At 63.7% G+C, this 19,486-nt stretch carries 21 protein-coding genes and 1 tRNA gene; 10 read left to right on the top strand and 12 right to left on the bottom strand.

The features are described 5' to 3' along the window. Positions 1-38 precede the first annotated feature (38 nt). Positions 39-911: a methyltransferase domain-containing protein gene (locus tag NMG46_RS05495; RefSeq protein ID WP_254816697.1), complete on the top strand. Its 873-nt coding sequence runs from the start codon at positions 39-41 to the stop codon at positions 909-911. A gap of 48 nt (positions 912-959) precedes the next feature. Here NMG46_RS05495 and NMG46_RS05490 read toward each other — a convergent pair whose 3' ends face one another. The 5 genes from NMG46_RS05490 to argJ all read right to left on the bottom strand — a co-directional run bounded on the left by NMG46_RS05490 (position 960) and on the right by argJ (position 4,139). Beyond that, a complete protein-coding gene (locus NMG46_RS05490) occupies positions 960-1,139 on the bottom strand; it encodes a Flp family type IVb pilin (RefSeq protein WP_254816696.1) in 180 nt (59 codons plus the stop codon). 126 nt (positions 1,140-1,265) lie between these two features. Continuing rightward, entirely contained in the window at positions 1,266-1,571 is a 306-nt protein-coding gene (locus NMG46_RS05485) for a hypothetical protein (RefSeq protein WP_254816695.1), read from the bottom strand. Positions 1,572-1,699: 128 nt separating this feature from the next. Beyond that, positions 1,700-2,122 carry a (deoxy)nucleoside triphosphate pyrophosphohydrolase gene (locus NMG46_RS05480; RefSeq protein ID WP_254816694.1) on the bottom strand — a complete coding sequence of 141 codons (423 nt, stop codon included), beginning with the start codon at positions 2,120-2,122 and terminating at the stop codon, positions 1,700-1,702. Next, positions 2,119-2,898 carry an N-acetyltransferase gene (locus NMG46_RS05475; RefSeq protein ID WP_254816693.1) on the bottom strand — a complete coding sequence of 260 codons (780 nt, stop codon included), beginning with the start codon at positions 2,896-2,898 and terminating at the stop codon, positions 2,119-2,121. The genes NMG46_RS05480 and NMG46_RS05475 overlap by 4 nt, the downstream gene beginning before the upstream one ends. Beyond that, positions 2,898-4,139 carry a bifunctional glutamate N-acetyltransferase/amino-acid acetyltransferase ArgJ gene (gene argJ, locus NMG46_RS05470; protein ID WP_254816692.1) on the bottom strand — a complete coding sequence of 414 codons (1,242 nt, stop codon included), beginning with the start codon at positions 4,137-4,139 and terminating at the stop codon, positions 2,898-2,900. Before argJ ends, NMG46_RS05475 begins: the two co-directional genes overlap by 1 nt. A gap of 180 nt (positions 4,140-4,319) precedes the next feature. Here argJ and NMG46_RS05465 point away from each other — a divergent pair, with 180 nt between their 5' ends. Continuing rightward, positions 4,320-5,546, top strand: coding sequence for a caspase domain-containing protein (locus tag NMG46_RS05465; RefSeq protein WP_254816691.1), 1,227 nt, complete (start codon positions 4,320-4,322; stop codon positions 5,544-5,546). A 3-nt stretch (positions 5,547-5,549) separates the two neighbouring features. Here NMG46_RS05465 and NMG46_RS05460 read toward each other — a convergent pair whose 3' ends face one another. Next, positions 5,550-5,786, bottom strand: a complete 237-nt coding sequence (locus NMG46_RS05460) for a hypothetical protein (protein ID WP_254816690.1) — start codon at positions 5,784-5,786, stop codon at positions 5,550-5,552. 110 nt (positions 5,787-5,896) lie between these two features. Between NMG46_RS05460 and NMG46_RS05455 the strand changes: the two genes are divergently transcribed. Next, entirely contained in the window at positions 5,897-6,553 is a 657-nt protein-coding gene (locus tag NMG46_RS05455; RefSeq protein WP_254817069.1) for a TetR/AcrR family transcriptional regulator, read from the top strand. Between the two features lie 43 nt (positions 6,554-6,596). Here NMG46_RS05455 and NMG46_RS05450 read toward each other — a convergent pair whose 3' ends face one another. Next, the gene (locus NMG46_RS05450; RefSeq protein ID WP_254816689.1) at positions 6,597-7,514 is read right to left on the bottom strand and encodes a peptidylprolyl isomerase; all 918 of its coding nucleotides are present in this window, start codon (positions 7,512-7,514) and stop codon (positions 6,597-6,599) included. Between the two features lie 252 nt (positions 7,515-7,766). On the opposite strand from NMG46_RS05450, the gene secA reads away from it, so the two are divergent. Beyond that, positions 7,767-10,499 carry a preprotein translocase subunit SecA gene (gene secA, locus NMG46_RS05445; RefSeq protein WP_254816688.1) on the top strand — a complete coding sequence of 911 codons (2,733 nt, stop codon included), beginning with the start codon at positions 7,767-7,769 and terminating at the stop codon, positions 10,497-10,499. 340 nt (positions 10,500-10,839) lie between these two features. On the opposite strand, the gene NMG46_RS05440 is transcribed toward secA, so the two are convergent. Next, the gene (locus NMG46_RS05440; protein WP_254816687.1) at positions 10,840-11,025 is read right to left on the bottom strand and encodes a hypothetical protein; all 186 of its coding nucleotides are present in this window, start codon (positions 11,023-11,025) and stop codon (positions 10,840-10,842) included. Positions 11,026-11,300: 275 nt separating this feature from the next. Between NMG46_RS05440 and NMG46_RS05435 the strand changes: the two genes are divergently transcribed. Together NMG46_RS05435 and NMG46_RS05430 are read left to right on the top strand one after the other, a co-directional pair. Next, the gene (locus tag NMG46_RS05435) at positions 11,301-12,701 is read left to right on the top strand and encodes a lipopolysaccharide biosynthesis protein (protein ID WP_254816686.1); all 1,401 of its coding nucleotides are present in this window, start codon (positions 11,301-11,303) and stop codon (positions 12,699-12,701) included. Further along, on the top strand, positions 12,701-13,981 hold the full coding sequence (locus NMG46_RS05430; protein WP_254816685.1) for a GNAT family N-acetyltransferase: 1,281 nt from the start codon (positions 12,701-12,703) through the stop codon (positions 13,979-13,981). The genes NMG46_RS05435 and NMG46_RS05430 overlap by 1 nt, the downstream gene beginning before the upstream one ends. Positions 13,982-13,991: 10 nt before the next feature. Here the strand turns inward: NMG46_RS05430 and NMG46_RS05425 are convergent, their stop codons facing one another. Continuing rightward, on the bottom strand, positions 13,992-14,336 hold the full coding sequence (locus NMG46_RS05425; RefSeq protein WP_254816684.1) for a hypothetical protein: 345 nt from the start codon (positions 14,334-14,336) through the stop codon (positions 13,992-13,994). Positions 14,337-14,732: 396 nt separating this feature from the next. Between NMG46_RS05425 and NMG46_RS05420 the strand changes: the two genes are divergently transcribed. Beyond that, positions 14,733-15,341, top strand: a complete 609-nt coding sequence (locus tag NMG46_RS05420) for a hypothetical protein (RefSeq protein ID WP_254816683.1) — start codon at positions 14,733-14,735, stop codon at positions 15,339-15,341. Between the two features lie 112 nt (positions 15,342-15,453). Here NMG46_RS05420 and NMG46_RS05415 read toward each other — a convergent pair. Then, positions 15,454-15,538 (bottom strand) — tRNA-Leu (locus tag NMG46_RS05415). Between the two features lie 274 nt (positions 15,539-15,812). Between NMG46_RS05415 and NMG46_RS05410 the strand changes: the two genes are divergently transcribed. Together NMG46_RS05410 and NMG46_RS05405 are read left to right on the top strand one after the other, a co-directional pair. Beyond that, a complete protein-coding gene (locus tag NMG46_RS05410) occupies positions 15,813-16,400 on the top strand; it encodes a YqaA family protein (protein ID WP_023721063.1) in 588 nt (195 codons plus the stop codon). Positions 16,401-16,419: 19 nt separating this feature from the next. Then, on the top strand, positions 16,420-16,938 hold the full coding sequence (locus tag NMG46_RS05405; RefSeq protein ID WP_254816682.1) for a disulfide bond formation protein B: 519 nt from the start codon (positions 16,420-16,422) through the stop codon (positions 16,936-16,938). 219 nt (positions 16,939-17,157) lie between these two features. On the opposite strand, the gene NMG46_RS05400 is transcribed toward NMG46_RS05405, so the two are convergent. Both NMG46_RS05400 and NMG46_RS05395 read right to left on the bottom strand, forming a co-directional pair. Then, complete coding sequence (locus NMG46_RS05400) at positions 17,158-17,715, bottom strand: HNH endonuclease (RefSeq protein ID WP_254816681.1); 558 nt, start codon at positions 17,713-17,715, stop codon at positions 17,158-17,160. 129 nt (positions 17,716-17,844) lie between these two features. Beyond that, positions 17,845-18,486, bottom strand: a complete 642-nt coding sequence (locus NMG46_RS05395; protein ID WP_254816680.1) for a DNA-3-methyladenine glycosylase — start codon at positions 18,484-18,486, stop codon at positions 17,845-17,847. A gap of 123 nt (positions 18,487-18,609) precedes the next feature. Here NMG46_RS05395 and gluQRS point away from each other — a divergent pair, with 123 nt between their 5' ends. After that, positions 18,610-19,485 carry a tRNA glutamyl-Q(34) synthetase GluQRS gene (gene gluQRS, locus NMG46_RS05390; RefSeq protein ID WP_254816679.1) on the top strand — a complete coding sequence of 292 codons (876 nt, stop codon included), beginning with the start codon at positions 18,610-18,612 and terminating at the stop codon, positions 19,483-19,485. The last annotated feature ends 1 nt before the right edge of the window (position 19,486 follow it).

Here is a 19,486-nt window from a genome sequence, read left to right as displayed (position 1 = left end):
ATCACTATATCAGAGAGCGAAGCACAAGGACCTGCCCATTGCAGCCTGTAATCGACACCTCGCTCTGGCTGGCGCGCAAGCGCCGGGCACTGGCCCGTCCCATCGTCGGCGCGGATTTCCTCATGCGGCGGGCGGCCGAGGATCTTGCCGACCGGCTCGACGCCGTCGAACGCAGGTTCGGCAAGGCGGCCTCATTGTTTTGCCAGACGCCGGCAGCAGCAGAAGTGCTCGCCGAAAGCGGCAAGGTGACGGAAAACGTGCGCGTCGAGGCCGACGCCGCTTTCCTCGGTGGCCAGCCAGGACTGTTGGCGCCGTTGGAAACCGTGCCATTCGAACCGGAAAGCCTCGACCTCGCAGTCTCGCTGCTGTCGCTGCAGGCGATGAACGACATTCCCGGCATGCTGGTGCAGATCCGCCGGGCGCTGAAACCGGACGGGCTTTTCCTCGGTGCCTTCGCCGGCACAGGCACGCTTTCCGAGCTGCGCGAAAGCCTGCTTGCCGCCGAGACCGAGCTCTATGGCGGCGCCAGCCCGCGTGTGATCCCATTCACCGACGTCCGCGACGCCGGCGCGCTGCTGCAGCGCGCCGGCCTGGCACTGCCGGTGGCGGACGTCGAGACGATCACGGTGCGCTACGATTCGGTATTTGGCCTGGTCGCAGACCTGCGCGCCATGGGCGAGACCAGCGCGCTGGTCGACCGCAGCAGGCGGCCGGGCACGCGAGCGCTGTTCGCGCGCGCCGCCGAAATCTATGCGGAGCGGTTTTCGGATGCGGATGGCCGCGTCAGGGCCAGTTTCTCGGTGGTCTGGATGTCAGGCTGGGCGCCCGATGCCTCTCAGCAAAAGCCGCTGAAGCCGGGCTCCGCAAAAATATCGCTGAAGACAATCCTGGAAAACCCCGGCGGCCCCTGAGCGTATCCTTGCGCAAAAGCTAAGCGTTTCCCATCAAGGCTAAGCGGGTCACTGCGCAAAAGCGTTGGCAAGCCTGCTGCTGTTGTCGCTGAACAGCCACTGAATCGCATCGGCAGCCCGGCCGACACCAGCGACAATGGCAAGCGACAGCACGGCAACGATCAAACCATATTCGACAACCGTCGCGCCCCTCTCGTCTTCTAAAAATCGTTGCAGCAAGATTTTCATGGGCGCCCATCCCTCTTGCCCGAACCTAGCGCCGACCCGTTAAGAAAGGTTAACGCGACAGGCTTAACGCGCGGTGAACCAGCCGCATTCTAGGAAACAGCCGAATCGTAGAGATCTGTTGAGGAGTCAGCAGTCGCCGCTGCTTCTGCCATCGGCCCGTATAACGCAGACCGAACTGGGCAGCGGCTGCAGCACGCTCTTGCGTAGCGTATAGCTATCGCGCTGGCCGATCGAGCCGGTGCTCATCGTATCAAGCCCGTCGCGGGCAAACTGCGAGCGGGTCCGGCTGTCGAGGTAGGGCGTCGCGATCAAGGCCAGAGCCACCGCGGCCGAGCCGAACAAGAGGGCGATGCGCAATATTCCCATGCCGGCATTGGCGGCGCCAGGAAGGCGGTCGGCCCAAGGCGAGTCCCAGTCCTTGTCGAGGCTCATGCAAAATCGCTCCCCAGCGGTGGAATCGGCGTAACCGCCTAGCGTCAATTTTTCACGGCTAGATAAATCTTTCATTAATGCTGCCGATATCGCGTTGAGGAGCTGCCCGGTTTACGGCAGGTCGGCCGTTAGAGCAGATCGATGAGGAACTGGATCAGCGGGGCATCGGCCGGCGGCATTGGAAAATCGCGCATCTGGCGCGGCCGCACCCATTTCAGCACCTGGCCTTCCTTCGGCCGGGCAATGCCGCGGAAGCGACGGCAGACGAACAGCGGCATCAGGAGGTGAAAATCATCGTAGGAATGGCTGGCGAAGGTGAGCGGCGCCAGGCAAGGGATGTCGGTTTCGATGCCGATCTCCTCGTACAATTCGCGGATCAGGCATTGTTCCGGCGTCTCGCCGGGCTCTACCTTGCCGCCCGGAAATTCCCACAGGCCGGCGAGTTGCTTACCTTCGGGCCGCTGCGCCAAGAGGACGCGCCCGTCGGCATCGACCAGCGCGCAGGCCGCGACCAGGAGCAGGCGTTTGCCGACCGTATCCAAGCCGCTCATGCGCCTTGTGGCCGGCGATAGTGATAGCGATAGACTTCGTCAAATCCGAGCGAACGGTAGAGCGCCAGCGCCGGCGCGTTGTCCGCCTCGACCTGCAGCCAGGCTTCCCGCGCCCCGCGCAGCCGCGCCCATTTCAGCGCCGAACGGATGAGATGGCGGCCATGGCCCTGGTTGCGCACCGATCTGTCGGTGGCGATCTCGAATAGGCCGGCAAGGTCGCCGTCATGCACACAGATCAACGTCGCCAGCGGCTCGCTGCCGGCCTCCAGCGCAAACAGCCCGGCCTCCGGCTGGATGGCGCCGATGATCTCCGACAGGCCCGGCCGCAGCGACACATCAGAACCGCTCACCTTGAGCGCCGCGCCGATGAAACGGCTGATGTCCCTCAACGGAATCTGGTCCATGGCATCGTCGAGCGCGGCGTTCGCCAGCGGCAGCCGCATGACCAGCGACTCCGCGAACGTGCTCCAGCCTTCGCTGTCGAGGTACTTTGAGAGATCGGGCCCCGACAGCGGTGAGATGCGAAAGGTCAGCGGCCTGCCATAAGCGTCGAAGCGGCGGCTGGCGCGACCGATGCGCTCGGCAATGTGCTGGATGTCGCCCGGATCGAGCGGATTGACCGAGTTCAGCCGTTTGGCCGGGTGGCCGGCCGTCAGCCGAACCACCCAGGTGCCGTCATAATGGACGGCGGCCGCCGGCCAGGCGCGAAAGCCGGCCGCCTCATAGCGGCGCACGATCGCCAACACGCTTGCCGGATGTCTGGAAGCCAACGCCATCAGCTCCGATAATCGCCGTTTATGGCGACATATTCCTTGGTGAGATCGCAGGTCCACACCGTCGCCTTGCCGCGGCCGATGCCGATATCGGCGCGGATGCGGATCTCGTCGCGCTTCATATACGCCGAAGTCGCCTCCTCGGAATAGGCGGCGTCGCGCTCGCCCTGATAGGCCAGGCGGTTGTCGCCGAACCAGATCGACAGAAGGTCGCGGTCGGCCGGCTCGCCGGCCTTGCCGACGGCCATGACGACGCGGCCCCAATTGGCGTCCTCGCCGGCGACTGCCGTCTTGACCAGCGGCGAATTGGCGATCGACAGCGCGATGCGCTTGGCCGAGCGGGCCGATTTGGCCCCGGTGACGGTGACCTCGACCTGCTTGCGGGCGCCCTCGCCGTCGCGCACCACCTGCAGTGCCAGCGATTTCAGCACCTTGCCGAGGGCACGGCGGAAGGCGCCGAGGCGCGCATCCTTGGGGTCGGAAATTGCCGGCGCGCCGCGCCTGGCGGCAGCACCCGTGGCGAACATCAGCAGCGTGTCGCTGGTCGAGGTGTCACTGTCGACGGTGACCGCGTTGAAGGTCTTGGCCGTGCCGCGCGACAAGAGATCCTGCAGCACCGGTGCTGCGATCGGCGCATCGGTGGCGACGAAGGAAAGCATCGTCGCCATGTCGGGCGCGATCATCCCGGCGCCCTTGGCGATACCGTTGATGGTGACGTCGGCATCGCCGAGCTTGACCGTCGCGGTCGCCAGTTTGGGATAGGTGTCGGTGGTCATGATCGCCTTGGCGGCTTCGGTCCACAATTCCGGCTTGCCGTCCTTGACCAGCCCGGCCAGCAGATGGCTGAACTTGCCGGTGTCGAGCGGTTCCCCGATCACGCCGGTCGAGGCCAGGAACACCTCGCCCGCCGTGCAGCCGGCCGCCCTCGCCGCCACCTCGCCCGTGAGTGCCGTCGAGGCGCGGCCCTTCTGGCCGGTGAAGGCATTGGCATTGCCGGAATTGACCACCAGCACGCGTGCCTTGCCAGCCACGAGGTTCTGCCGGCAGAAATCGACCGGCGCCGAGGGGCATTTCGACCTGGTGAACACCCCGGCGACGGTGGTGCCGGCGTCGAACACCATGGCCAGCAAGTCGGTGCGGTTCTTGTATTTTATGCCGGCTTCGGCGGTGGCGATGCGCACGCCCTCGATCACCGGCATCTTGGGATATTTCTTCGGCGCGAGCGGCGAAACCTGTGCGGACATGGAAGACCCCGGGCGGGAAAAATCGCGAAAGGAACGCCGGTTTGCCCGATAGCACGCGCCGGCGCAAGGCGTTTTCACACCCGTTATAGGTACCGGAAGCCTGACACCGTCTCATGCCGCAAGGAGGCTGTTGCAAATTTGTTGGTGTCGCTGCGACCGATAGCGCTATGATCCTGCCCCATGGGCAGGCTTGTGGTCTTGGCACTGGCGTTTCTGGGCTTTCTGCTGCTGCACGCCGATGCGCAGACGGCGCGGCGCGTCGCGCTTGTGGTCGGCAACGGCAGCTACGCCGAAGCCGGCACGCTGGCCAATCCCGTCAACGATGCGCTCGACATCGCCGACAAGCTGCGCGCCATCGGTTTCGAGGTGATCGAAGGCAACGATCTCGGCAAGCGCGAGCTCGAACGCAAGATCGGCGAATTCTCCGATGCGCTGCAAGGTGCCCGTGCCGGGCTGTTTTACTATGCCGGCCACGGCCTGCAGGTCGACGGGCGCAACTTCATCGTGCCGGTCGACGCCAGGCTGGACATGCCGGTCAAGCTGCAACTCGAGGCGGTGCCGATCGACGAGGTTCTCGACATCATGGAGCAGCAGACCAAGGTCAGCCTGGTCTTCCTCGATGCCTGCCGCAACAACCCGTTTGCCCGAAGTCTCAGCCGAAGCGCCACGACGCGCTCGGCGACGGCTCTCGCCGGCCTTGCCCAGTTCGAGTCGACACGCGGCTCCTTCATCGCCTTCTCGACGGCGCCCGGCGCCGTCGCAATGGACGGGACGGGGCGCAACTCGCCCTTCGCCGCGGCGCTTTTGCGGCACATGGCGGAGCCCGGACAGAGCATCAACGACATGATGATCGCGGTGCGCCGCGACGTCGTTTCCGCAACGCGCGAGGCGCAGCGTCCCTGGGAGCAGGGGTCGCTGCTCGAGCGTTTCGAATTCGTCCCGGGCGGAGACACTGCCCAGCAACCGAAACCGGCCGTCAGCCCGGCTCCCGCGTCGCAGGTGGCTGCGCTCGAACGCTCCGTCGGCGACGAGGGTGCCATCGAAAAATTCTTGCGCGAAAACTATCTGGTGCCTGATGCCAGGAGAATGCGCGAAACCGTCAGGCGGCTTTACGGTTCGTCGGCCACCATCTACGGCACGCGTTACGGCAGCGAGGCCATCGTCAAGGTCAAGACCGACTGGTTCGCGCAATGGGCGTCGTGGTCGTTCGGCCTCGAGCCCGGCAGCCTCGAGGTGACGCCGCACGGCAAGGATCGTGCCGACGTGGTTTTCGCCATGAAGTACGACTATGTGCCGAAAGACAAATCGGCGCAGCGCCTGACCGGCAAGGCGCGGGTGACGCTGGAACTCGTTCTGGCCGACGGCGAATGGCGCGTTGCGTCGGAAACGTCGCAAGCGCTGGAATGACCGTCACCGGACGGTCGGGTTGAGGAAGCCACGAAACATCCGCTGCACGCCCGGAATCAGTCCCCAGATCATGATCGAGACCATCAGCGGCGCGATGACCAGCGTACGCTGCCAGATTTGCCATTCCTGCGTCAGCGGAAAAACCACGTACAGAATGGCAGTGATCAGCGGATAGACGCCGAGCAGCACTAGCAGGGCGAAACGCAGGCGCGAAAAACGCGTGGCGACGGTCGAAGTCATTGCCGTCCTCCTTATCGTTACGGAACGTTTCGTTTCGAATAAAACGGATCGTTCCGTTTCGTCAAGAGTTGTATATGATGGCTGGCGAAATCGCGGGCAAGGAAGAAGAGATGGGCGAAATCACCGATCCCGGGCGCAAGTCAGCCGGCGCACGGCGCAGCCCCGAAAGCGCCGATGCCATTCTCGATGCCGCCGAGGCGGTGCTGGTCGAGACCGGCTATTCCGGCTTCTCGATCGAGGCCGTGGCGCGCCGCGCACGTGCCGGAAAACCGACGATCTATCGCTGGTGGCCAAGCAAGGCCGCCTTGCTGCTCGACGTTTACCAGCGGCAAAAGCGCGTCGACAATCCCGATACCGGGAACCTTGCGGAGGATCTCGTCGGCTTCCTGAAGAGCTTGTTCGCGCATTGGCGCGACACATCGTCGGGCAGCGTGTTCAGATCGCTGATCGCCGAGGCGCAGTCGGACGAAAAGGCCGCCGCCGCCCTCGCCGAATACGCGAGAGGGCGTCGCATCCACACCGGCCAGATGGTCGAACGCGCCAAGGCAAGGGGAGAGGTGGCAGCCGATGTCGATGCCACTGTCGTCGCCGACCTGATTGCCTCGTTTGCCTGGGCGCACCTTCTGACAGACCGCCTGGACGAGGACGAGGCGATCTTACGCAGGGCGGTCGGCTATGTCTTGAAAGGCATCGTCGCTGACGATGCCGGCGACGCCACGGCGGTCCGGCGGCGGCGTCGACGCATCCTCTCTCGCCCTGCCAAATAGAAGCGACAGGGCGGCAGCGCGCCCTGTCGTAGCCCAATCTGGCTTATTTGGCGCTTTCCAGCGCGTCGACCGTCTTCTTCAGGTTCGCATCCGGGATGTCGACCTTGGCGTTGGCACGCAGCGACTTGACCAGCGCGAAATACTTGTCGCGGATGACCGCCTGGCGCGCCTGGTCCTTGACCTGGTCGAACGCTGGCGGCTGCTTGGTGCGCTTGTCCTCAACCTTGATGACATGCCAGCCGAACTGCGACTGCACCGGCTGCTCGGTGTATTTGCCGACGGCCAGCGCAAACACCGCCTTGTCGAACTCCGGCACCATCTGGCCAGGTCCGAACCAGCCGAGATCGCCGCCGCTGGTCTTGCCGCTCGGATCGCTGGTGTGCTCGTTGGCGAGTTTCTGGAAGTCGGCGCCGCCGTCGAGCTGCTTGATGATGGCGTCGGCCTCTTCCTTCGTCTTCACGAGGATGTGACGGGCGTGCACCTCGTTGGTGGGCGGCGTGTTGGCGATTTCCTGGTCGTAGCGGGCGCGGACCTCGGCATCGGTAACCTTGTCGATGACGCCCTTCTCGACCATTTCGCCATGCAGGGCGCGCTGCTGCAGGAAGGCCATGCGGCGCTGGAAGTCGGGATCCTTGTCGAGGCCGGTGGTCACCGCCTGAGCCGCCATGACGCGGATTTCAATCGCCGCCGACAGTGCCGCGGCGCGGCGCTGCTCGGGCGGAAGCTGCGCGAACTGCTGCGACAGTTCGCCCTCGGCAAGCCCAAGGTCTGCCTCGGTCAGCGTCTGGCCGTTGATGGTGGCGACCACGGCGTTCGGATCGACCGGCTTGGCCGCCGGGGCGGGTGCTGCCGGCTGGGCAGGGGCGGCTTCCTGTGCCATCAGCGGCGACAGCGAGAGGGCCGACAGGCCGAATGCCAGACCAAGGCTGGCGAGCGACGCACGGCGGAACAATACAGACATTACGATTATCTCCAAAGCAGGGTAGCTAGAGCGGAATGGCTTCCAGACCAGCAGGATTGTGGCGGAATTTGGCGCGGTCGACAGGGCGAGCGCGGCGTTGACATCGAATGAGCCCCCTCTTATCTGTCCAACGACTTTGCGTCCAGAACCGTTTTCCGGGCGCTTTTTGCGTTTGTCCGCGTTCACGTGGATTTGATGGGGCCAGCCGGCGCCTGTCGCAACGACTTGGAATGCTATCGAAAGGGCCATTGGATGGTCAGTCTCGGCGGTCTCGCCCGTAAGGTTTTCGGCTCCTCCAACGATCGTCGGGTCAAATCGACCCGGCCCCGCGTCGAGGCGATCAATGCCATGGAAAACGAGATGCGGGCGCTCTCCGACGCCGAGCTTCAGGCCCGCACCGACAAATTCCGCCAGGACATCGCCAACCGCGCCAGCCTCGACGACCTACTGGTGCCGGCCTTCGCTACCGTCCGCGAGGCCGCCCGCCGCGTGCTCGGCATGCGCCCGTTCGACGTGCAGCTGATCGGCGGCATGGTGCTGCACAATGGTGGTATTGCCGAGATGCGGACCGGTGAAGGCAAGACACTGGTGGCGACGCTGCCGGTCTACCTTAACGCACTCGCCGGCAATGGCGTCCATGTCGTCACCGTCAACGATTATCTGGCCACGCGCGACTCCGAATGGATGGGCCGCGTCTACAAATTCCTCGGCCTTAAGGTCGGCGTCATCGTCCATGGCCTGTCCGACGAGGAGCGCCGCGTCGCCTACGCCGCCGACGTCACCTATGCCACCAACAACGAGCTCGGCTTCGACTATCTGCGCGACAACATGAAGTACGAGCGCGCCCAGATGGTGCAGCGCGGCCATAGCTACGCCATTGTCGACGAGGTCGATTCGATCCTGGTCGACGAAGCCCGCACGCCGCTGATCATTTCCGGTCCGCTCGAGGACCGTTCGGAAATGTACAACACCATCGATACCTTCATCGTCCAGCTGCAACCGCAGGACTACGAGATCGACGAGAAGCAGAAGACCTCGATCTTCACCGAGGAAGGCACCGAGAAGCTGGAGAACATGCTGCGCGATGCCGGTCTGCTCAAGGGCGAGTCGCTCTATGACGTCGAGAACGTCGCCATCGTCCACCACGTCAACAACGCGCTGAAGGCGCACCGGCTGTTCCAGAAGGACAAGGACTATATTGTCCGCAACGGCGAGATCGTCATCATCGACGAGTTCACCGGCCGCATGATGCCCGGCCGCCGCTATTCGGAAGGCCTCCACCAGGCGCTCGAAGCCAAGGAGCATGTGGCGATCCAGCCGGAGAACCAGACGCTCGCCTCGGTCACCTTCCAGAACTATTTCCGCCTCTACAAGAAGCTCGCCGGCATGACTGGCACGGCGCTGACCGAGGCCGAGGAATTCGCCAACATCTACAATCTCGACGTCACCGAGATCCCGACCAACCTGCCGGTCATCCGCATTGACGAAGACGACGAGGTCTACCGGACGGTCGAGGAGAAATACAAGGCGATCGTCAAGGAGATCAAGGAAGCCCGCGCCAAGGGTCAGCCGACGCTGGTCGGCACCACCTCGATCGAGAAATCCGAGCAACTGGCCGAGCGCCTGCGCAAGGAAGGTTTCAAGGATTTCGAGGTGCTGAACGCCCGCCATCACGAGCGCGAGGCGGCGATCGTCGCCCAGGCCGGCAAACCCGGCGCCATCACCATTGCCACCAACATGGCCGGCCGCGGCACCGACATCCAGCTCGGCGGCAATGCCGACATGCGCATCGCCGACGAGCTTGGCGACATGCCGGCCGGCCCCGAGCGCGAGGCCAAGGAAAAGGAAATCCGCGACGACATCGCCCGGCTGAAGGAAAAGGCGCTCGCCGCCGGCGGCCTCTATGTGCTGGCCACCGAACGCCATGAATCGCGCCGCATCGACAACCAGTTGCGCGGCCGCTCAGGCCGTCAGGGCGATCCCGGGCGGTCAAAGTTCTTCCTGTCGCTGCAGGACGATTTGATGCGCATCTTCGGTTCCGAGCGCATGGACGGCATGCTGCAGAAGCTCGGCCTCAAGGAAGACGAGGCGATCATCCATCCCTGGATCAACAAGGCGCTGGAAAAGGCGCAGAAGAAGGTCGAGGCGCGCAACTTCGACATCCGCAAGAACCTGTTGAAATATGACGACGTCTCCAACGACCAGCGCAAGGTGGTGTTCGAGCAGCGCCTCGAATTGATGGACGGCGAAGGCCTGTCCGAGACCATCACCGAGATGCGCGAAGGCGTCATCGAGGAGATCGTCGCCAAGAACATTCCCGAAAACGCCTATGCCGAGCAGTGGAACGTCGCCGGGCTCAAGGCCGAGATCGCCGAATTCCTCAACCTCGACCTGCCGGTAGAAGACTGGGTCAAGGAAGAAGGCATTGCCGAAGACGACATCCGCGAGCGCATCAGCCAGGCCGCCGACGCCGCCGCCAAGGAGCGCGCCGAGCGCTTCGGCCCCGACGTTATGACGTATGTCGAGCGCTCCGTGGTGCTGCAGACGCTCGACCATCTGTGGCGCGAGCACATCGTCAATCTCGACCATCTGCGCTCGGTCGTCGGCTTCCGCGGCTATGCGCAGCGCGATCCGCTGCAGGAGTACAAGAGCGAGGCGTTCGAGCTGTTCCAGGCGATGCTGGGCAATCTGCGCCAGGCGGTAACGGCGCAGCTGATGCGCGTCGAGCTGGTCCGCCAGGCGGCGGAAGCGCCGCCGCCAGAGGCGCCCGACATGTTCGGCAGCCATATCGACGGCTCGACCGGCGAGGACGATTTCGAAGGCGGCGACACGGCCGTCCTGGTCCGCCAGGAGACCAACGCCATCGTCGCCCCCGAAAACCGCGACCCGAAGAACCCGGCGACCTGGGGCAAGATCGGCCGCAACGAAGCCTGCCCCTGCGGGTCAGGGAAAAAGTACAAGCATTGCCACGGGGCGTTTGCGTAAGGCATTGCTTTGCTTCGCCCCGTTCGCGGGGAGAAGGTGCCCAAAGGGCGGATGAGGGGCAGCGGAGGCGTTGGCAATTAGCCAATCTCCGCACCTGAACGGGAGATGGCCGGCAGGCCAGAGGGGGCGCTCAGCCTTTTTGGCGATCTTAGGGCGACGCTCTGGCGTCATATTCTCGGCCCGCTTCGGGCCGCCTTTCGCGCCCAGCGCTTTCGCGGCAGGTCTTTACCGTCGTCAACCACGTCATCGGATTCCTCGCCTGTAGCAATACGCATGACGTGGACGGCATTGCCGATCACGTCGGCAGGACGCTTCTGGCCTTTAGGTCCGGTTGGCATTCCTAGTTCTCGGCATGGCTAAAGACGACAGCGCCGTTGTCCTTACGAACTTCAACGGACACGATTCCATCGTCACCCTTTCGGGTTTGAAACATGGAGGTTGCATGATCTTTCGCGGTCTTCTCGTCGTCGAAGATCAACTTGTCGACGATGCCCTGCCTTCCATACCAGATGACAGTGTAGACCATTGTTGCTGCCGTGCGTTCCGCTCAGCATATAGGCGTTTCGCATATGGGGCAAACGGGATAGGCGTTTCCGCGGATTTCAAACTGAGACACTCCCGAGCAGGTTGAAGGGTTGCGCGAATGATGAATATGAAGCAGCCAGCGCCGCGCCTCATCCGCCTGCCGGCAGCTTCTCCCCGTATAGAGACGGGGCGAAGGGAACTTCCCACCCAACCGTTTCTTAATGTGTCTCCGCTACACCAAGCCCCTGTAAATTGGCGGAAAACGGAGAGTATTGGGTGCGCTTTTCCGCGGCGACGACAGCCGGGCGGTTCCTGCCGCAGCGCCTTGCGCTGCGCATCAGGCCGCTGCTTGGCCTGATCGATGCCGTGCTGTTCACCGCCGGCGAGCGCGGCGAGGCCGGCCGCATGTCGCTGATCGCCTTTTCGGTCCGCATCGTCAGCGCCGTTATCGCCTTCGTCAGCCAGGTCCTGATGGCGCGCTGGATGGGCTCGTTCGAATATGGCATTTTCGTCCTCGTCTGGGTGACCATGGTCATCGTCGGCAATCTCGCCTGCCTCGGCTTCCACACCTCGGTCATCCGCTTCATCCCCGAATATCGCGCGCGCGGCATGATTGCCGAATTGCGCGGCATCGTGCGGGCCAGCCGGCTGTTCGTGCTGGTTGCCTCGACTGCGATCGCCGGCCTCGGGGCGCTCGCCGTCTGGCTGCTGTCGCCCTTTATCGAAGACTATTACGTCGTGCCGTTCATCCTCGGCATCATCTGCCTGCCGATGATCGCCATGTCCGACCTTCTGCAAGGGCTGGCGCGGGCCAATTCCTGGGCGCTGTTTGCGCTGTCGCCGACCTTTCTGGTGCGGCCGCTGCTGATCCTGGCCTTCATGGCGCTGATGCTGCTGGTGGGCTACGCGCCCGACGCCAGGACGGCGATCTTCGCCGCCATCGCCGCCACCTACGCCACCACACTCGGTCAGCTCATCGGCGTGACGTCACGCATGGACAGAAGGATCCCGGCCGGGCCGATGAAATTGCATTTCGGCCAATGGTTCATCGTCTCGCTGCCGATCTTCCTGGTCGAGAGCTTCTTCTTCCTGCTCACCAATGCCGACGTGCTGATGGTCGGCGCCTATCTCGATCCCAACGACGTCGCCGTCTATTTCGCCACGGTCAAGACGCTGGCGCTGGTGCATTTCGTCTATTTCGCGGTCAAGGCCGGCGTCGCCCAGCGCTACGCCCAGTTCACCCATGGCGAGCCGCAAAAGCTCGCCGCCTTTGCCCGCGAGACGGTGTCGTGGACCTTCTGGCCGTCGCTGGCGATGGCGCTGCTGGTGCTGGCGCTGGGCGAGCCTATGCTGACCTTGTTCGGCCCGGAATTTTCCGCCGGCTATCCGCTGCTGTTCCTGCTGGTGTTCGGCGTCGTCGCGCGGGCCGCCGTCGGCCCTTGCGAAAGCCTGCTCACCATGAGCGGCAACCAGAACATCTGCGCCGCGGTCTACGCCCTGACGCTGGCCTTCAACATCGCGCTGAGCGTCGTGCTGATCCCGCTCTTCGGCCTGTGGGGCGCGGCGATGGCCACCGTCTTCGCCATGATCTTCGAGGCCGGCGCGCTGTCCTTCACGGTCTGGCGCAAGCTCGGCATCGTCATGGTCATTTTCGTATCAGCCAAAGGAGCCGCCTGATGGCTGCCGTCCCCCTGCTCGAGGAAACCAGCGGCGGCCCGGCCGGCGCCATGGTGTCCGGTCTTGCCGGGCTCGCCCGCGAGGCCGATCCCGCCCATATCGAGATCCTCGCCAACCACCGGCCCGAGCGCAAGCTCGCCATCTATCCAGCCTCCGCCGGCTTCGACCTGGTCGAGGAGCTCGACTATCTCTGCACCCGCACAATCGAGCCCAACGTCTTCTTCAACCCGCGCTTCCTGGCGCCGGCCATGCCCAGGCTGGAGGACCGTGAGGTGCGGCTGGCCGTCATCCGCGACGGCGACCAGTACCGCAACCGGCTGCGCCTGCTGGTGCCGTTCTCGGTCGAGCGGCCGGCGGTGCCGCTCGGGATTCCAGTCATGCGCACCTGGTCGAGCCCGTTCGGCCCGATCGGCACGCCGCTGGTCGACCGCGACGATCCGATCGGCGTGATCGAGGATTTCTTCTCGATGCTGTCGCGGCCGCACCTCAAGCTGCCGAAAGTCTTCGTGCTGCCCGACATAAGGCTGGACGGCCCGGTGGCCAGCCTGCTCGCCAGCGTCGCCGAAACGCGCGGCCTGACGCTGGTCACCACCGGCAAGGCCGACCGCCCGGTGCTCGAAAGCGCGCTCGACGGCGAGGAATATCTGAAAGCTTCGCTGCGCGCCCACCATTATCGCGAGTTCCGCCGCCTGAAGCGCCGCCTCGCCGACCTCGGCCGGCTGGAGCATGTGGTGGCGCGCGGGCCGGACGAGATCCGCCATGCCATCGAAAATTTCCTGACATTGGAGGCCGCTGGCTGGAAAGGCCGCGAGCGCACCGCCATGGCCATCGACCGCTACCGCGCCGCCTTCGCCCGCGAGGCGGTGCACCGGCTGGCCGAGCAGGATCTCTGCCGTATCCACTCGCTGACGCTCGACGGCCGCACCATCGCCTGCCTGGTCGTCTTCGTCGAGGCCGGCGTCGGCTACACCTGGAAGACCGCCTATGACGAGACGCTCGCTGCCTATTCGCCAGGCACGCTGCTGATGATCGAGGTGACCAGGCAGCATCTCGACGACCCCAACATCATGATGACCGATTCCTGCGCCGTGCCCGACCATCCGGTGATGAGCCGGCTGTGGACGGAGCGCAGGCCGATGGGCACGCTGGTGATCGGTCTGACGCCGGATGCCGACCGCCCTGCCCGCCAGGCGGCATCGCAGCTTCACCTCTACCGCGAGACCCGCAACATGGCCCGCCTGCTGCGCAACCGGATGAAGAGCTTGCTGCGGCGGCGGTAGGAGCGATCGCCTAGAACGCGTCTGCCGGCGCGAAAAAGCAGTTTTCGTGTTCTTCGGTCGGATGAAGGCAGATGTGAAAGTTGTCGTCGCCGGACGGAATTACGCTATCGTAGGGGACAAAATATCGGTTCTGATGAGTGACCTTCTGGTGGTCGCCTGGCCGCAAAACGATCACATAGCCGTCGGGCCGCGGTGTGACGGTTATGCTGGGAATCTTGCCGCACTCTCCTGTCAGCGGATCGCCGTAGCAGCAGGCCGGTGGATAGGTCCAACCGCCATCGGAACTATGCGCAAATGCCGAAACACTCCCAAGTGCTGCAGCCGTGGCGATCACGCCTGCCAAGCTGGCGTCCATCCATCGTTTTCCGACCGCATGCACCCGAACGGCTCCAACCGCCAGTGACATTTGCGGCAATCATACATCATTAGCGTGCACTAATATAGCGAAGCGGGCGTTTCCGGATATCCATTCGAGGCATAGGCAATGCTGCTTCCGGGCTGCGGCCAAATCAATGTCCAGCAAACTAACGCCGAGGCCCAACCTGTTCCGGTTTCTGTCCGTCTGGGTTCTTCCCGCGCCATGCGCTGGGCCGGCTTGGGCCTAGGTCGTCAGGGTTAATTCTCCCAATCACCGGAAGGGACTAGCATCAACGCAGTCCCAACAGGGATGAGGCGATCAATCTCGGCCGCGCGTCCAGCACCATTGCCGCCTCGGTCCTGCACGGCCAGAAGAAAAAACTGGGAGGAATGCATGACGAAACCAACTCACCTCAGGCATCTCGGTATCCTCACATTGGCAGGTCTCGTTGGCGCGTGTCTGAGCGCCGCCGCGCCTCGGGCCGCCGAACCCGACAAGGCCGAGATAGATGCCCTGCGCAAATCGCTGTCCAGATATGAAGACTACAAGGTTGCCGTTCGCGAGCTTTATCTGTCGACGGTTGGATGCGTCTTCTACAGCGGCGAAAAGGTGGAAGGGGCGATGGACTACCCGAAGGGCGCAATGGGCATCCATTTCGTCAATGTCACGACTGTCGGCCCGACCGCCGATCCGACGCGTCCCAATGTGCTGATCTATGAGCCGGTCGGTAACGAGTTGCGCCTGGTCGGCGTGGAATGGCTCGTGCCCTTGACGCCGGACACCAAGGAGCCGCCGAAGCTTTTCGGCCAGACATTCATGGGGCCTATGGAGGGGCATTATCCGCTCATCCCGAAGGAGTTCCACCACTACGACCTTCACGCCTGGCTGTTCAAGGACAACCCGCTCGGAATGTTTAGCCCGACGAACCCGGACGTGAAATGCGACAATTATGCGTTTCCGATGCCGGAGCAGCCGACCAAGATGGTGCCGGGGCCGATGTAAGCGACCTCGTTACCGCCTGAGGCTGTCGGGCCGGCCGCCGCCTCAATAGCCGTTATCCCAGGAGGGCTCCTGGGATAACGCCAGCCGAGCTCGCGGTTTCTCAGGTGGGAAATGGTGCCCCTAGCCGGGATCGAACCAGCACTCCTTGCGGAACTCGATTTTGAGTCGAGCGCGTCTACCAATTCCGCCATAGGGGCTCAGGCCGGGCGGCCTGGATGGGCGCGGACTATACGGTTGGAGGCCTGTTCGTCAACTGGCCAAATCCCGACATCTGGGCTCGCTCAAGCCTCAGCCTTTCGATTTCGTGAAGCAGCTGCCATTGTGCAGCGCGGAAAATCTTTCTAGACAGGCGGCGCATGTCACTGAAGCGCACCTTGTCCGACGAGGTTGAGGCGGGGCGCTTCCAAGTCTTGTTTGTACATGTCGTGATCCCAAGACCGCTTCTGGTTTGGGCGTGCATTAGGAGTGCCGATGCTTCGCGGACTTTACGACTGGACCTTGTCGCTGGCGGCGAGCAAATCCGCCGAATGGTGGCTGGCCTTCATCGCCTTCGTCGAGAGTTCGGTGTTCCTGGTGCCGGCCGACGTCCTCTATCTGCCGATGGCGCTGTCGCGGCCGGATCGCGCCTATCGTTACGCGCTGGTCGCCACCGTCGCCTCGGTGCTGGGCGGCATCGCCGGCTGGTTCATCGGCCATTATGCCTATGATGCGGTGGCGCGGCCGATCCTCGAATTTTATGGCAAATATGACGAGTTCGAAGCGATGCGCGTCTCATCGGGTGTCGGCTTCATCATCCTGATGCTGGTCACCTCCGGCCTCGCCCATCTGCCGCCGATCAAGGTGGTGACGATCCTGTCGGGCGTCATCGGTGTTCCTTTGCTGCTGTTCATCGTGCTGGCAATCGTGGCGCGCGGTGCTCGCTTCCTGTTTCTCGCGTGGCTGTTGCGCCGCTATGGCGAGCCGATCCGCCACTTCATCGAAAAGCGCCTTGGCCAGATTGCGGGCGCCGGCGCCGCTGCCCTGATTTTGCTCTATATCGTCGTCAAATACGCCGTCTGAACCGAACGGACTGAGCCCGATGACAGCGACCGTGAATGCCGATACCGGACGCCAGCGGCTGCGCACCGCCCTGTTTCTCGCCGTCGCCATGGTCGCCACCGTCGGCTCGGCGCTGGCCTTCCAGTATGTTGGCGGCTACATCCCCTGCAAGCTCTGCCTCGAGCAGCGCACGCCTTACTACGTCGGCGTGCCCTTGATGCTGCTGGCGGTGCTTGCGTCGGCGCTTCGGGCGCCAGCTTGGGTAAGCCGTGGCCTGCTGGCCATTGGCGGCCTGCTGATGCTCTACGGCGTCTATCTCGGCGTTTATCACTCCGGCGTCGAATGGGCGTGGTGGCCGGGCCCGACCGATTGCACGGCAGCCGCAGGGCCGGTGGACACCGGCGGCAAGGGCGTGCTCGACGCGCTCGACAAATTCGTCCCGCCTTCCTGCGACAAGGCGGCGGTTCGCATCCTCGGCCTATCGCTGGCGGGCTGGAATGCCATCGCCAGCTTTGTCCTCGCCGCCGTCGCGTTCCGCGGCGCCTTTGCCCGCGACTGAGTGGCACAACGCAGAATTCGTTCAGAAATTCGTCAGGCCGGAGTGCATGACGTAGCTTCGAGAACCGGAGCGGAGCGTGCTAAGCTACGTGAGCACCGGCCTACGCCGGCCGTAGCCTTAACTACCACGCCACGACCGCTCATGAATGCTTCGGCCGGCGAAGGCCGGAAGCGCAGAAAGCTGCGTCAGGCGACCGGCATGGCGGATTTCTGCCGAACTCTATGGTTCGAGTTCGACATCCCAGTACAGATAATCCATCCAGCTTTGGTGCAGATGGTTGGGCGGGAACAGCCGGCCGTTATTATGCAAATCATGCACCGTCGGCTGGTAGGGCTTCTGCAGCGGCCACATCTTGGCGTGGGCCGGCATCATGCCGCCCTTCCGCAGATTGCAGGGCGAGCAGGCAGCGACGACATTCTCCCACGTCGTGGCGCCGCCGCGATGGCGCGGAATGACATGGTCGAACGTCAGATCGTCCGGCGTGCCGCAATATTGGCACTGGAAACGGTCGCGCAGGAAGACGTTGAAACGGGTAAACGCCGGATGCCTCGACGGCTTTACGTAAGCCTTCAGGCTGACGACACTCGGCAGCTTCATCGAAAAGGTCGGCGAAGAGACGGCGTGTTCGTATTCGGCGACGATGTTCACCCTCTCGAGGAACACCGCCTTGATGGCATCCTGCCAGGACCAGAGCGACAAGGGGTAATAGCTGAGCGGACGGTAATCCGCATTCAGCACCAGCGCTGGAAGCCCATCCGGAGATACGGCAACCGTCACGTCGTTGACCTCCTTCACCCTAGAACCGGTCGACGCGGATACTGTAAGCCCGACATGACAGGGATGTGAAGCGGATTGTCGATCATGCCGGGTCTCAAAAACGCATGATTTCAATGCTTTTTTGCTGATTCAGGCCGGAGGCGCGGCATCCCTGCCCTTCAATTCGCGATAATAAGCCCAGAAAAGCCGCGATGCGACACCGCGCCACGGGCTCCATGATTCGGCAAGCCGGATTAGCATTTTCTCCGGCGGACGCGGGTCGATGCCGAGCGCATGGCCGACCGCGCTCTGCAAAGCAACGTCGCGCGCCGGAAAGATATCCGGGTGTCCGGCGGCAAACAAAAGGTAGACTTCAGCCGTCCACGGGCCGATGCCCGGCACTCTGGTCATGGCCGCGATAGCCTCGCTTGCATCGAGCCGGCAGAGGTGATCGAGGTCGAGCCCGTCGGCCACCGCCTGGGCGACGGCAATCAGGCCGCGCTGCTTTGGCCGCGACAGCCCCGCGTTGCGAAAGATCGCCTCATCGGCGGCAAGGATCGCCTGCGGCGTCAGCGGATCGAGCAGTTCCGTCAGGCGGCCGAAGATGGCATCGGCGCTCGCGCGGGACACTTGTTGCGAAACGACGATGGAAGCAAGGCTCCTGAACCCCGGCTCCGACAGCCTGAGCGGCACCTCGCCGGCCATGCCGCGCACTTTTTCCAGGCGTGGGTCGAGCAAGCATAGCCTATCCAGCCCTTGCGCAATGTCGTCGAGGCTGGCGATGCGTTGCATGTCTGCTTGTTCCAAAATCAAAAGTGCCGCACGTTTCGTCACGTGTCCCTCTGGACGCACGACGCCGCCGGCGCAAAGTAGCAATTGGCGAAAGCGCCGCACAACCCGATTGCCCGCCGGACAATGACACTGCTGACATTCCGCTTCGCGCCGAGCCCGAACGGCGAACTGCATCTCGGCCATGCCTATTCGGCGCTGCTCAATCAGAAATTGGCAAAGGCGGCGGGCGGACGCCTGCTGCTGCGCATCGAGGACATCGACACGACGCGCTGCACGCCGGAATTCGAAGCAGGCATTTTTCGCGACCTGAAATGGCTGGGGCTTGGCTGGGAGGAACCGGTGCGCCGCCAGTCCGAGCATTTTGCCGAATATCGGGCTATGCTCGAACGGCTGATCGAGGCGGAGCTTGTCTATCCGGCCTTCATGAGCAGAAGTGATATCCGCGCCTTCATCGCCGACAGCCAAAAGCGCGGCCGCGACTGGCCGCGCGACCCGGACGGCGTGCCGCTCTATCCCGCCGCCGACAAGGCGCTGCCGGCGAGCGAACGCAAACGGCGCATCGCCGAAAATGTGCCATTTGCCTGGCGGTTGAACGTCGATGCGGCAATAGGGCGCGCCGGCAAGGACCTGTCATGGGCCGAATACACGGACGAGACGCTCTCCGCGACGCGTCGTGTCGAAGCCCATCCGCAGGATTGGGGCGACGTGGTCGTGGCGCGCCGCGAAATCCCGACCAGCTATCATCTCGCCGTCACCGTGGATGACGCACTGCAGGGCGTCAGCCATGTCGTGCGCGGCCAGGACCTTTATTCCGCGACCAGTGTGCAGCGGCTGCTTCAGCAGTTGCTTGGCCTGCCGCAGCCGGCCTATTTTCACCATCGCCTGATCCTCGGCCCGGACGGACGAAAACTGTCGAAGAGTCTTGGCGATACCAGCCTTGCCGCCCAGCGTGCGGCGGGCGCCTCGCCCGACGATGTTAGGCGGCTGGTCGGTCTCTAGC

Origin of the sequence: Mesorhizobium sp. LMG 17147 (genome assembly GCF_024297145.1) — a bacterium.
GTDB lineage: Bacteria > Pseudomonadota > Alphaproteobacteria > Rhizobiales > Rhizobiaceae > Mesorhizobium.
This window is presented reverse-complemented; position numbering and strand designations above follow the sequence as displayed.